The organism is Actinoallomurus rhizosphaericola (assembly GCF_024055675.1).
GTDB classification, from domain to species: domain Bacteria; phylum Actinomycetota; class Actinomycetes; order Streptosporangiales; family Streptosporangiaceae; genus Actinoallomurus; species Actinoallomurus soli.
Map to the genome: position 1 here is coordinate 253,820 of NZ_JAMXMW010000007.1, position 13,540 is coordinate 267,359.

Annotated in this window: 10 protein-coding genes; 7 read left to right on the forward strand and 3 right to left on the reverse strand. The window is 75.4% G+C overall.

Annotated elements, in window-relative coordinates:
• The first annotated feature begins 10 nt into the window (after positions 1–10).
• The 7 genes from NE234_RS18425 to NE234_RS18455 all read left to right on the forward strand — a co-directional run bounded on the left by NE234_RS18425 (position 11) and on the right by NE234_RS18455 (position 10,469).
• On the forward strand, positions 11–2,140 hold the full coding sequence (locus NE234_RS18425) for a fibronectin type III domain-containing protein (protein ID WP_252781727.1): 2,130 nt from the start codon (positions 11–13) through the stop codon (positions 2,138–2,140).
• A 79-nt stretch (positions 2,141–2,219) separates the two neighbouring features.
• Complete coding sequence (locus tag NE234_RS18430) at positions 2,220–3,194, forward strand: AAA family ATPase (protein WP_252781569.1); 975 nt, start codon at positions 2,220–2,222, stop codon at positions 3,192–3,194.
• 3 nt (positions 3,195–3,197) lie between these two features.
• The gene (locus tag NE234_RS45370; RefSeq protein ID WP_252781570.1) at positions 3,198–4,373 is read left to right on the forward strand and encodes a DUF58 domain-containing protein; all 1,176 of its coding nucleotides are present in this window, start codon (positions 3,198–3,200) and stop codon (positions 4,371–4,373) included.
• Positions 4,370–6,757, forward strand: a complete 2,388-nt coding sequence (locus NE234_RS18440; protein WP_252781572.1) for a DUF3488 and transglutaminase-like domain-containing protein — start codon at positions 4,370–4,372, stop codon at positions 6,755–6,757. The genes NE234_RS45370 and NE234_RS18440 overlap by 4 nt, the downstream gene beginning before the upstream one ends.
• A complete protein-coding gene (locus tag NE234_RS18445) occupies positions 6,757–8,538 on the forward strand; it encodes a protein kinase domain-containing protein (RefSeq protein ID WP_252781573.1) in 1,782 nt (593 codons plus the stop codon). The genes NE234_RS18440 and NE234_RS18445 overlap by 1 nt, the downstream gene beginning before the upstream one ends.
• Before the next feature lie 126 nt (positions 8,539–8,664).
• On the forward strand, positions 8,665–9,612 hold the full coding sequence (locus tag NE234_RS18450; protein ID WP_252781574.1) for a DAK2 domain-containing protein: 948 nt from the start codon (positions 8,665–8,667) through the stop codon (positions 9,610–9,612).
• A gap of 86 nt (positions 9,613–9,698) precedes the next feature.
• Positions 9,699–10,469, forward strand: coding sequence for an enoyl-CoA hydratase-related protein (locus NE234_RS18455; RefSeq protein ID WP_252781576.1), 771 nt, complete (start codon positions 9,699–9,701; stop codon positions 10,467–10,469).
• 151 nt (positions 10,470–10,620) lie between these two features.
• Here NE234_RS18455 and NE234_RS18460 read toward each other — a convergent pair whose 3' ends face one another.
• From NE234_RS18460 to NE234_RS18470, 3 genes are all read right to left on the reverse strand, one after another.
• The gene (locus tag NE234_RS18460) at positions 10,621–11,895 is read right to left on the reverse strand and encodes a cytochrome P450 (RefSeq protein WP_252781577.1); all 1,275 of its coding nucleotides are present in this window, start codon (positions 11,893–11,895) and stop codon (positions 10,621–10,623) included.
• A gap of 1 nt (position 11,896) precedes the next feature.
• Positions 11,897–12,097 carry a ferredoxin gene (locus NE234_RS18465; protein ID WP_252781579.1) on the reverse strand — a complete coding sequence of 67 codons (201 nt, stop codon included), beginning with the start codon at positions 12,095–12,097 and terminating at the stop codon, positions 11,897–11,899.
• A gap of 85 nt (positions 12,098–12,182) precedes the next feature.
• Positions 12,183–13,526, reverse strand: a complete 1,344-nt coding sequence (locus NE234_RS18470; RefSeq protein ID WP_252781580.1) for a cytochrome P450 — start codon at positions 13,524–13,526, stop codon at positions 12,183–12,185.
• Between the last annotated feature and the right edge of the window lie 14 nt (positions 13,527–13,540).

Sequence of the window (13,540 nt, forward strand, 5' to 3'; positions counted from 1 at the left end):
GAGGAGACGGATGGCTGCGCTCGGCCATGACAAGATGCCGATCCCGCTCCGGCGCCTGTTCGGCGCGGTGACCGGAGGCCCGGCGCCGGGCCGCGCGGTCGCCGGCGGCCTGGTGATCACGCTGCTGCTGGCGGCGCTCGCGTTCGCCGCCGGCAAGGGCGTCGTCGCGGCCTCGTACCGTACGCGGGCCGGCAACGCGTGGCTGGGGACGACGCCACGCGGGTCGGTGACGCTGGTCGACGGCACGAGCGGGCGCCCGTCCGCGGAGATCGTGCTGCCCGGCACGGCGGGGCACCGGCTGCAGATAAGCCAGGACGGCGACCACATCCTCGTGTACGACCCGGGCACCGGCGTCCTGACCAAGATCGACTCCGGCCGGCTCACCGCGGGCCCGGCCCGCGCCACCGTGCCCGGTGTCCGGCTCGTGGCCGGGCCGAAGGCGGCCTACCTCGTCGACTACGACGCGGGCACGGCGCAGCGCATCGACCTGTCGACGCTGCAGAACGTCGGCCCGTCGATCCGCGTCCCGGGGCGCCTCGGCACCGCGGGGGTGGACGCCCAGGGGACGCTGTGGCTGCCGCGCTCCGACGACGGCACGGTCGTTCCCGTCACCCAGGCGGGCCCGGGCACCCCCGTCGACGTGGGCGGCCGCGGTTCCACCCTCGCGGTGTCGATCGTCAGCGGCCGGCCGGTCGTGGTCGACGCGACGAAGGGCCGGGTCAGCGTGGTCACCGGCACGGGCGTCGCCTGGGCGGCGACGCTGCCCGGAGCGGGCGGCGACGCGTCGCTGCTCGCCCCGGCGACACAGGCCAAGAGCCGGCTTCCGCTGGTCGACGCCGCCGCCGGCAGGCTCTTCGTCGTCGACGTCGACGCGCACGGCGTCCGGTCCGTGCCGCTGGACACCGGCGGGAACCCGCACCTCGACGCGCCGGTCGTGCACGGCGACGCCGTCTACGTCCCGGACGAGCACAGCGGCTCGGTCCTGGTCTACTCGATGCGGCACGACCGGTGGGAGCCGTCCTTCCCCATCGGCGGCACTCCCGGGCAGATCGACACGGTCACGCAGGACGACGCGATCTACTTCAACGACACCCAGGGGTCGCACGCGGTCGTCGTCGGCGGGGACGGCACTCCCCGGCCGGTCGACAAGTACTCCCCCGGCCGGCCCGGAGCGTCCAGGGCCCCGTCGGCGCCGACGCTGCCCGGCGACGTCCCGAAGAGCGGTGTCCCGACACGGCCGGCGACCGCGCCCGGCGCGCCGCCGTCCGCACCGCCGACCGGCCCGAGCAGGATCCCCGGCTCGGGCGGGACTCCCGGCCCCGGCAGGCCTCACCACGGTCGTCCGGGCGTCCCCCCGGCACCCGGCTCGCCGGACGCGACGCCGTCCGAATCGGCGACGCCCCCGCCGGTGACCCCGCCGGTGACGCCGCCCACCGGGCCGGTGACGCCGACCGCGCCCCAGGAGACACCCACCAGCCCCCAGGAGACACCGACCACCCCGGAAGAGACACCGACCACCCCGCAGGAGACACCGACCACCCCACCGGCGGTGCCCAGGCCGGGCACGCCGCGCGACGTGGCCGCCGCCGCGCAGCCGGGCGGCTCGATCCGGGTGTCGTGGAGCCCGCCGGCCGACGCGCCGAAGGACGTCTCCTACACGGTCGCCTACGACGGTGGCGGCGGCTCGTCCGGCAGCGTCCAGACCACGAGCACGACGCTCACGATCGACGCGGCCCGGCTCGTCTTCCTGCGGTCGTACAGGTTCACGGTGACGGCGCAGGACTCCGGCGGCGCGTCGGATCCGGCCACGGCGCAGGCCCGATCGGGCGGCGACGGCAGGTCCTTCAGCGTGGACGTCTCCAAGACGCGGACCGACCCGGTCAATCCCTGCGTCGACCTGCCGAACTGCCGGGCGACGATGCGTCAGGACCCCACCCACACGAGCGCCGCGACCGGGGAGGCGCCCCAGGGTTCGACCGTCACCGGCTTCTGTCACAAGAGCGGGCAGTCGATCGGCGACGACGACGGCGTCCGCTCGACGGAGTGGGTCCTCATCGAGCACGGCGGCGAGCGCGGCTACGTCAGCACGCTGTGGCTCGGTGGCGCGAACGCCTACCAGAGCGTCTGGCCCTGCCCATGACGCCCGCGAACGGACACCGGACCGCCGCGGCCCTCCAGAGGCCGTGGGCGGCGCACCAGCGGAGGAGAGGGATCACCCCATGACGATGACGGCGCCGGCGCGCCCCGTTCCCGCCGAGCACTTCGCGCAGGCCTTCACCGCGGTCGTGGACAGCGTCGGACGCGCGATCAAGGGCAAGCGTGAGGTCGTCGAGGCGGCGCTCGTCTGCCTGCTCGCCGAGGGCCATCTGCTCGTCGAGGACGTGCCCGGAGTCGGCAAGACGTCCATCGCGCGGGCGCTCGCGGCCTCGCTCGGCGTGCCCTCCGGGCGGATCCAGTTCACCCCGGACCTGCTCCCGTCGGACGTGACCGGCGTGTCCATCTACGACCAGGCCACGGGGGTGTTCGAGTTCCGGCCCGGCCCGGTCTTCTCCTCGATCGTCGTCGCGGACGAGATCAACCGCGCGTCGCCGAAGACCCAGGCGGCCCTGCTGGAGGTCATGGAGGAACGCCACGTCACGGTCGACGGCGTCGCCCACGACGTGCCCCGCCCGTTCATGGTGCTCGCCACCCAGAACCCGGTGGAGATGGACGGCACCTACCCGCTGCCCGAGGCGCAGCTCGACCGGTTCACCATGCGGATCTCCGTGGGCTATCCCGGCCACGCCGCCGAGATGGAGGTGCTCAGGGCGCACCGTGAAGGCCGCACGGCCGTCGGCGCGTCGGCGCTGACCAGCCCGTCCGCGGTCGGTGAGATGATCGAGGCGGCGCGCCGGGTCCATGTCGGCGACCCGCTCTACGACTACATCGTCCGGCTGATCGCCGGGACGCGTGCGCTGCCCGGCGTGCGCCTCGGGGCCAGCCCGCGGGCCGGCATCGCGCTGCTGCGGGTCGCGCAGGCGCGCGCGGCCGCCGCCGGGCGTGACTACGCGACCCCGCAGGACGTCAAGGCACTGGCCGAATCCGTTCTGGCGCACCGCGTGCTGCTGACCGCCGAGGCGCAGGTCGGCGGCCGTACGTCGCGGGAGGCCGTACGCGCGGTGCTCGCCTCGACGCCGGTCCCGGATGGGAGCTGAACCGTGCCGACGCGTCTGGGCGCCGCGATGCTGACGGCAGGACTGTGCTGCCTCATCGGGGGTCATCTGCTCGGCTACCCCCGGCTGGACGTGCTCGGCTGCGCCGCGCTGATCGCGGTCGCCGCCGCCTGGGCCGCGGTGACCTGGCGTCCCTCGCTGGCGCTGTCCCGTGACCTGCACCCCGCCCACGTCACCCGCGGTGAGACCGCCGTCTGTGTGCTGACGGTGCGCAACACCGGCCGCCTGCCCGCCCCGCGCACGATCGTCCACGACCGGCTCGGGGACCACCGCCTGCCGCTCGAACTCCCGTTCCTGCGGCCCGGTGCCACGACCACGATCACCTACCGGCTGGACACGACCCGGCGAGGCGTCTTCGACGCCGGCCCGCTGCGCTGGGAACGGCGCGACACACTGGGACTGGCCGCCGCGGCCCGCACGACCGGCGACGTACGGCGCGTTCACGTCCACCCGGCCACGCACCCGATGGCGATCGTCCCGTCCGGCCGGGTGCGCAACCCGGAAGGGCCCGTCGCCGACACGGTCCTGGCCGGCGGCGCGACCTTCCACCGGCTCCGCGAGTACGTTCCCGGCGACGACCTCCGGCAGGTGCACTGGAGGTCGAGCGCGCGGGCCGGCACCCTCATGGTGCGGGAGAACGTCGACACCAGCCTTCCCGCGACGACCCTCCTGCTGGACGTCCACCCGGACGCCTACGATGACGCCGCCTTCTTCGAGGAGGCCGTCGAGGTCGCCGCGTCCGCGCTGGTCGCCGCCGTACGGCTACGATTCCCGGCCCGGTGCGTCGCGGGTGACACGACGATCGACGCGCGCGGCGGTGTCCGGGACGTCCTCGACCGGCTGGCCGCGCTGACCGCCGCGGCGGGCCCACGGCTCCCGCACCTCGCCGACACGCTGCCGCACCGCCGGACCGGCACCGCACTGATCGCGGTCACCGGGCGGATCGACGCCGCCGACCTGGCCGCGCTGCGCCGCGTCGCGCCCTCCCACGACCGGACGGCGCTGGTGGTCCTGCGCGGCGATCCGGCCGCCGCCGGGACACCCGACGGCGGCGCGGCGATCATGCCGGGAGACGGCGGTACGGGGCCGTCCGTGATCGCCGCCTCGAGCGCCGCCGAGGCGTGCGCCCGCTGGAACGCGCTGATCGGAGCCGGACGGTGACCGCCTCGGACGTGAGGCTCGCGCCCACCGCGCCCGACCCGGAAGCCGCATCCACCCTGCGGGAACCGAAGAACGCCGGCACCACGTCCGGACCGCACGCCGCGCACGGCCCTAACGCCGCGTTCAACGGACCCGGCCCGGAGGCCGCGTCCCCGGCTCGGTCCCGGGTGGGCGGCCTGATCCCGGTCGCGGCCGCAGCCGTCCTCGCGGCCGTCGGCGGGCTGGCCTTCACGCCGCTCGCCGAAGTACGGGCGCTGGCCGTCGTCCCCTTCGCGGCGGTGATCCCCGCTCTGCTCACACTCGCGGTCCGGCGCTGGACGCTGCCGGTCGCCGTCGCCGGCTGGTTCGCCGCCGGAGTGCCCCTGGCGCTGGTGTTCGGGACCGGCTCGGCGTCCGTGCCGGACACGATCCGCGGCGGCCTCGTCGACGGATTCCGTACGGCGCTGACGTCCGCCCTGCCGATGCCGGCCACGCCTGCCGTGCTGTTCTGGATCTTCACGCTGGTCTGGTGGGCCGCCTACTGGGCGACCCGCGCGGCCTGTGTCGGCGGCACACCGGGCCTCGTGCTGCTGCCGCCGGGACTGGTGCTCCTGACCGGCACCGCGTTCGGGATCGCCGCGCCGGGCCATGGGCTGCCGGCCGCGCCGCTGTTCGCGGGCACCTCCGTCGTCGTCCTCGCGGCCCGGGGCGGCACCGCACCCCGCAGCGCCCCGGTCCGGGACGGCACGGTACCGCCGCGCGGGGCGGTCGGGAGCGGCGCGGCGGCGCGCCGGGGGGCGGCCACCGCCGTCACCTCCGTGCTCGTCGTGTGCGGTGCCGTCGTCGCGGCCGGGCGCCTGCCGTACGCAGGGCACCGGCCGGCCTTCGACCCGCGCGCGCTGGTGCACCAGCCCGTGCGCACCGAACGCCAGATCAGCCCGCTCGCGCTCGCGACCCTGTGGGCCGCCGAACCGCCCCGTCCCCTCTTCCGGGTCGACACCGGAAACCCCGTCAACCAGCGGCTGGCGGTCTTCGACGGCTATGACGGGCGGGACTGGTCCTCCTCGGCGTCCTTCACCCGCGCGGGCACCCGGTTGCCGGGTGGCGCCCCGGTCCCCGGGCGGACCGTGCGGGAGACCGTGACGGTGGGCGGCCTGGAACTCGCGTGGCTGCCCGCACCCGACCGTCCGGTCGGCGTCACCGGCGCGCTGGTGGGCGTCGACCGGGCGACGGGCGTGCTGGTGACGGCCGACGGGCGTTCCGCCGACGGCCTGCGTTACACCGTGACCTCCCGGACCCCCTCCCTGTCCGTCGCCCGGGCGGCCGGCGCCGCCCCCGCGTCCGGACCCGAGGTCGCCGCCGACCTCCGCGTGCCTCCGGACGTGCCGCTGTCGATCGTCCGGGACGCCGACCGTCTGAGCCCGCCCGGCGCCGCGCCGTACCAGCGCCTGCTGGCCCTCCAGGAGCATCTGCGCTCGCGGTACCGCTACGACGTGCGGGCGGCGCCGGGCCGTACCGCCGGTCATCTGCACTTCTTCTACGACAAGAGCCACCGCGGCACGGCCGACCAGTTCGCGACGGTGTTCGCGCTGATGGCGCGCCATCTGGGGATCCCGGCGCGGGTCGCCGTGGGCTTCGCGCCGGGACACGCGACCGGACCGGGCCGGTACGAGGTGACGACCGGCGACGTGGTCGTCTGGCCCGAGGTCGCGCTGCGCGGGCTCGGATGGGTGCCGTTCTACCCGCTGCCACGGCCCAGTGCCGGGGCCGCGACGGTCGGCCGATCGGTCGGAGAATCCCCCGAACGCGCCGCCCTCGATCGCGCCGTCGCCGCCGCGCCCGCCCGGCGCCTCGCCGCGCCGGGAACCGCCCGCCCGTCCCCGGCCGGAAAGACCAGGTCCCCCGGCCGGGCCGCCCGCTACGCCTGGGCCGTGACCGCCGTTCTGGTCGTCATCGGCATCGGATATCTCGCCGCCGGGCGGATCGTACGCGTGTCGGTGCGGCGGCGACGTCGTTCCGGCGGCCCGTACGAGCAGGTGGTCGGGGCGTGGCAGGAGGCGACCGAACAGCTGGCCAGGCTGCCGGGAATGGCCGGCCTGACGGCTCTGACCACCGATGAGGTCACCGAGCGCGCCATCCGGTCGCTCGGCCGGGAGGCCACCGCCGAACTGGCCGGTCTCGCCGCGCGGCTGTCGGCGGCGGTGTTCTCCCCGCGCCCGCCCGACGCGGCGGACGCCGCGGCGGCGTGGCTGGCGGCCACCCGCCTGCGGGCGATGGCGGAAGGCCGGATCGGCCACCGGCAGCGGCTCCGCGAGTTCGCCCGGCCGCCCTGGACGGTGTGGCGGTCCGCGCGGCGACGCGGCCCGCTTCCCGCGGCCCGAATCCCCGTCGATGAGGAGGCGTGATGTTGCGACGATCAAAGCGGGCGGCGGACCCGGGGGTCCCGCCCGGCTACTCCCGTCTCGAACCGGTGACGACCGGCGGACCGGTCGTGGCCTGGCGCGCCGTTCAGGACGCCACGGGTCTGCCGGTCATGGTCTTCGTCGCCGGGACACCGGAGGACACCGCCCGCCTCCACCGCGTCCTGGCCGCGGTACCTCCGCATCCCGGCCTCGCGCCGGTGTCCGAGACGGGACGCACCACGGCCGGGCACCCGTACGTCGCCGTCGCCGCTCCCGGTCCGTCGATGCACGACCGCGTCACGGCCTTCGGTCCGCTGCCGGCCGACGAGGCGCGCGGGATCGTGCTGCGCATCGCGGCCGGACTCGGGGCCGCGCACCGCGCGGGCGTGGTGCACGGCGACGTCCGTCCCGAGTACGTCCTCCATGACGGGCGGGCTCCGGTCCTCACCGGCTTCTGGCCGTCGCCGCCGACCCGGCGCGGCGTTCCGCCCGCGGGCGACGCGCTGGGGCGGGCGTTCGCGCATCTCGCCCCCGAGGTCATCGAAGGCGCCGAGCCGACCGTGGCCGCCGACGTGTACGCGCTCGCGTCCACCCTGTTCACGATGCTCGCCGGGCAGCCGGCCCACTACGCGGCGGCGGGCGGCGGCCTCGCCGTGCTCCTGCAGCGCAAGCTCACGAACACGCTGCCGGACCTGCGGCGCCCGGACGTCACCGCCGACCTGATCTCCGTGCTCCACCGGGGGATGGCGGCCGACCCCGCCATCCGGTTCGCCTCGGTCGCGGAGTTCGCCGATGCGCTCGGCCGCGAGGGCGCCAGGGAGATGGCCGTGGCGGGCGCCGCCACCGTCACCGGATCGGGCACGGCGGCCGCGGGCACCGCGCGGCCCGCGGCGGAATCCGCGGACGAGGCGAAGCCGTCCACGTTCGACGCCTTCTTCGGCACGGCGGGCGACACGGCGCCCGCGCCGGCCGTGATCGACGGGACGACGGTGAACCCGATCCCGGCCCCGCCCGGAGCAGCGGAAGCGGCGGGGACCGCGCCGGCGAGCGCGGAACCGCCGGCGACCGCCGCGCCCCCGGGCGCAACGGCACCCATAGGCACGATCGCACCATTGAGGGCGGCACCGGCAGGCGGAACGGCGCCCCTGGGCACGACGCCGCCTCCAGGGGAAACCGCACCCGCAGGTACAACGGCACCCCCGGGCGCGACCGCGTCCCCGGGCACGGCGGTGCCCCCGGCGACGGCCGGGCTCGACCTGGAGCGGCGCGACGAGCGGCCGTCCGCGCAGCGCGTGCTGCCCATCGCCGCGGTGGCGCTGACCGTCATGGCCGTCGCCGGCGCGATCGGCGTCGTCGGCCATGGCCGTGCCCACACCTCGACGCCCGAGCGGACGGCTCCGCATGGGAGCGCTTCCGTGGTTCCGCCGGTGTCCCGGCCCACGGCCACCCAGGAGGCCCGGCCGCCCACGAAGGTGGAGCTGACCCGGTACCAGCCGACCGGGCTGAAGGCCGTGCCGGCACCACGGCAGGTCGTCCTGACCTGGTCGCTGCCGGCGGACGCGGAGCGGGACGGCGCCGGGATCGTCGTCCGCAGGGACCCGGCGGACGGCGGGGACGGCATCACCGCGCTGTCCAGGACGGGCGGGCGGCTGCCCCACACCAGCGTGGCCGTACCGCTCAACCCCGGTCAGCAGTACTGCTTCCTGGTGGGTGTGCTCCTGCAGCGTGCCGGCGGCGCACCGATGCTCGCCCAGGCGGGTCCCGTCTGCGCCACTCCTCGCTGACGGCCCGGCCGGCGCCCGAACACCGGTCGTCCTCCTCCCGTACGGATCTCCCGGGCGGCCGATCGGCCGTTCCGGCATGGTCGCGCGCCGCGGCGTTAGAGTCCCCACAGATCACCGGAGGTGAACGTGGGAGACCTTCTGGACGCCGCGACCGTACGGCGCTGGTGCCGGCTGGCCGTGGACGCGCTGGGCGAGGCGCGTGCCGAGATCGACGCGCTCAACGTCTTCCCGGTGCCCGACTTCGACACCGGGACCAACCTGCACTCGACCCTGCGAGCGGCGGCCGAGGCGGTCGACCGGTTGCCGGCGGACGCCGGTGCCGCCGCGACGTGGCGAGCGCTCACCTCCGGTTCGCTGATCGGGGCACGGGGCAACTCGGGCGTGATCTTCAGTGCGCTCCTGCGGGGCATGGCGGAGGTGCTCGCCGCCGGCGGCGGCCTGCACGAAGCGCTGAGCCGTGCCTCGCGGCTCGCGGACGAGGCCGTCGCCCGTCCGGTGGACGGCACGGTGCTCAGTGTTCTGCGCACGGTCGCCGGGGCCTGCCCGCGCAGCGGCGAACCCGGTGGCGTCCTCCGCGCGGTGGCCGACCACGCGCGCGTGGCCTTGAGCGAGACGACGGACCGCCTCGACGTGCTGGCGCGTGCCGAAGTCGTCGACGCGGGGGCCCTGGGCCTGTGCGTGGTGCTCGACGCCCTGGCCGCCGCCGTCGAGCCGCCCGCCGAGACGCGCGGCGCTCGGGGGCGTGACCTCTCGTCGCCGGAGGCCACAACCGAGATGGCCGGCTCCGGCCGGCGGGAGGCGCTCTGTCCGGCCGGTCCCGGCGAGGAGGGCCTCGCCGGCCACCGTTACGAGGTCATGTACCTGATCGACGCGGATGACGGAGCGGTGCCGGGGTTGCGCGCCGAGCTCCGGCGCATCGGCGACTGCGTCGTGGTGGCCGGCGGCGACGGCGTGTGGACCGTCCACGTGCACGCCGACGACGCCGGTCCCGTCGTGGCCGCGGGAATGCGGGCCGGCCGTCCCCGTGACGTCACGGTCACGCCGCTGGACGTCCGCCCGGATCCGGCGCCGTGACCTCGGCCCCGGCGACCCGGACCGAGCGTGATCATCGCCGGAGGTCTCGTCTCGTGGGCGGTCGGCGGGCGGCGTAGCGTTCGAGTATGAGCGTCGACGAGGTCCTCATCGAGACGGACGGTCCTTTCGGGATCATCACCATGAACCGCCCGGAGCGGCGCAACGCGCTCTCCCTGTCCCACATGCGGGCGCTGACGGCGGCGTTCCGGCGGGTCGCGGAGACCGACGCGCGCGGGATCGTGCTGGCCGGCAACGGCCCGGTGTTCTCCGCCGGGCACGACTTCGCCGATCTGGCCGGCGCGGACCTCGCCGGCACCCGGGAGCTCCTGCTGGCCTGCCGGGAGTTGATGGACACGATTCACGCGGTGCCGCAGGTGGTGATCGCCCAGGTGCACGGCATGGCGACGGCGGCGGGCTGTCAGCTCGTGGCCGCCTCCGACCTGGCGGTGGCCGCGCGGACCGCGCGATTCGCCGCCCCCGGCGGGAAGGGTGGCTGGTTCTGCCACACGCCGATGGTGCCCATCGCGCGCACGATCGGGCGCAAGCGGGCCATGGAGATGGCCCTCACCGGAGACGCCATTGACGCCGCCACCGCCCTCGACTGGGGCCTGATCAACCGTGCCGTGCCCGACGAGGAGCTGGAGAAGGCCACCCGGGAGCTGCTGGAGCGCGCCACCCAGGGCAGCCCGCGCAGCAAGGCACTCGGCAAGCAGGCGATGTACGCCCAGCTCGACCGGCCGGAGGCGGACGCGTACACGTACGCGATCGAGGTGATGGCCGCCGCGAGCCAGACCCCCGAGGCGCAGGAGGGCATGCGCGCGTTCCTGGACAAGCGCACGCCCGACTGGCCGGCGTGAACGCGCTCACCGGCCGGTCCGTCGGCCGACACGGACCGCGGGCGTCACCGGGGTGAAGCCCGGAGGGCGCGTCGCCGGGCACGCGGCCGGGCACGCGGCCGCGCGCTTCCCCCGGGGGCCGGTCCGTCGGCCCGGCCCCCGGGGCGGTGCGTCAGCCGACGCGGACCGGCAGCGTACGGGGGCCGCGGACCTGTCCCGCCGCCCAGGTCACCGCGTCCGGATCGGCCAGGGTGAACACCGGGATCCGCTCCAGCCAGACCTCGAGGGCGACCCGTAGCTCCATGCGCGCCAGGTGCGAGCCCACGCAACGGTGGACGCCCAGGCCGAACGCGGCGTGCCGGTTGACCTCCCGGTCGATGACCACCTCGTCCGCCCGGTCGAACTGGTCGGGGTCGCGGTTGGCCGCGGGGAAGGACAGCAGCACCCAGTCATCGGCCTTCATGTCGACGCCCTGCCAGTGCATGTCCTCCTTGACCAGCCGGGCCATGGTGACGGGGGCGTACGCGCGCAGGAACTCCTCCATCGCGGTCGGCATCAGCCCGCGCTCGGCGACGAGACGCTCGCGGTCGGCGGGCGTCCCGGCCAGGTGCCACAGCGACGCGCCGATCGCGCTCCAGGTCGTGTCGATCCCGGCGATCAGCAGCAGCGCCATCGTCCCCGCCACGTGCGCCGGGTCCAGCCTCCGCCCGCCGAGCTCGGCGTTCAGGAGGTACGTCGTCAGGTCATCGCGGGGGGACTCGACGTGGTCACGGATCTGGGCGAGGAGGTAGTCGAACAGCCGGTCCATCCGCGCGAGCCGCTCGTCCGGCGGGAGGTTGACGCCTTCGAGCGTGCTCTCGACGAACTCGCGGAAGCGCGGCCCCTCCTCCTTCGGGAAGCCGAGCAGGTCGGCGATGACGCGCACGGGGATGTGCTGGGCGTAGTCGCGGGCGGCGTCGACCACGTCCTGGCCGTCGAGCGCGTCGATGAGCGCGTGGCAGTACGCGCGGGTCGCCGGCTCGAGCCGGGAGACGGCGGTCTTGGTGAACGCCGGGAGCAGCAGTTTGCGGGCGTGCTGGTGGAACGGCGGATCGGAGGAGATCGGGGGCGCGGTGCCGATCGGGGCGATCTCGCGGGGCGGCCGGAAATTGCTCATGATGATCGACCGGTACGAGAAGCGCTCGGTGTCATAGGCGATGGCCGCGACGTCCTCGTAGCGGGTCGGCAGCCAGCCGCCGCCGAAGCGCTCCGTACGGGCGATCGGGCAGCGCCGCCGCAGATCGTCCTGGATCGGGTACGGGTCGGCGGCCCACTCCGGTTCCAGGTGCGAGAAGTCGGTCGCCCAGTCCGAGACCGGGCCGGTGACGATCTCGTTCCGCGTGCCGGAAGGCCGTCCGTCCTTGCGCGCGGCCCGGAAGTCCTCGATGAACCGGTCGTCCACCGTCATCTCACGCCCCTTCGGCCAGGCGGATCGCGCGTTCGGGACAGTTGGCGGCCGCGCGCCGCGCCTCCTGCTCCTCCTCCGGCGGCACGGCGCCGTCGCCGAGGACCTTCCCGAAGCCCTCGTCGTCGTCCCCGAACAGGCCGGGGGCGAGGTCGTAACAGCGGCCGTGCCCCTGGCAGCGTCCGGCGTCGATCTGTACCTTCACTGTGCTTCTCCCTCCGGCCGTGGGCGCTCCGTGCGGGTGACGGCCTCCGACGATCCCAGCATGCCGTGACGGCGATCGTGCTCGGTCACGGCCGTGCTCCGGCGGTCCCGGCCGTGGAGGGCGGCGCCGCCTCCGGGCTCCGGCGGCGCACGACCGCCAGACCGCCCTTGGCCGGAGCGTTGGCGACGCCGCGCGAGTGCCGGCGCTCATCCGGCTCGGTGGTCGGCATCAGGGTGAAGTGGCGCAGCACGGTGCGCAGGACGACGTTCATCTCCATGGTCGCGAACGCCGCGCCGGGGCAGCGCCGCCGTCCGCCCCCGAACGGGATCCACTGGTAGAGGTCCGGCTTGACACCGAGGAAGCGGGACGGATCGAAGGTCAGCGGATCCGGGAACAGGGCCTCGTCCTCATGCATGAGGGCGACGGCGACCAGCACCGTGCACCCCTCGGGCAGGGTCCACCGTCCGAGCCGGTAGCCGTCGGCCGTCACGTGGCGTCCCACGACGTCGATGACGGGGCGTGTGCGCTGGACCTCGGTGATCGTCGCCTCGCGCAGCGCGCCACCGCCCGCGTCGGCCTCCTCGGTGAGATCCCGCAGGAGGGCGGGGTGGCGCCGGAGCCGTTCGATCGCCCAGGCGAGGGTCGTCGCGGTCGTCTCGTGCCCGGCGACGAGCAGGCTGAGCAGGTGGTCGGCGATCTGGGCGCGGCTCATCGGCGAGCCGTCGTCGTAGCGGCTCTGCAGGAGCAGGGCGAGGACGTCGTCGCGCCGGTCGAGGTCCTCTGCCGCCGCCTTGTCGATCAACCGGTCGACGATCGCGTCGTACCGGCGGCGCGCGATCCACAACCGGCCCCACGGGCTCCACCGCCCGAGGTCGGTCTTCGGGATCGGGAGGACGAGCAGCCGGGAGCCGTACGCGACCCATGCCGGGAGCATCTCCCGCAGTTCGGCGAGCTCGTCGCCGTCGGCGCCGAACACCGCGCGCAGGATGGCGTTCAGCGTGATCCGCAGCATCGACGGCAGCGTCGGGAACGCCCGGTCCTCCGGCCAGGTGGCCGTCTCCCGTACGGTCTCGTCCTCGATGGTCCTCTCGTACGCGGCGAGCCGGCGGCCGTGGAACGGCGGGACGAGGAGCCTGCGCTGCTCGCGGTGCTCCTCCCCCGTCAGGGCGAACAGCGAGCCGGGGCCCAGGACCCGCCCGAGGTTGGGTCGTACGTTCTCGACGAGGTCGGTGCTCGCGGTGAAGAGCTGCTTGGCCTCCTCGGGATCGCTGATGACCACGGCCCGGCCGAAGATCGGCACGTTGACGGTGAAGGCGTCACCGTAGCGGGCGCGCATCCGGCGCATTCCGCGCAACCGGGCGGTCAGCACGACCGCGCCCTGCGCGAAACGCGGGAGCGACGGGCCCGGCGGGAGGGTCATGGTCGTCATGGAGGAGCGCCCCT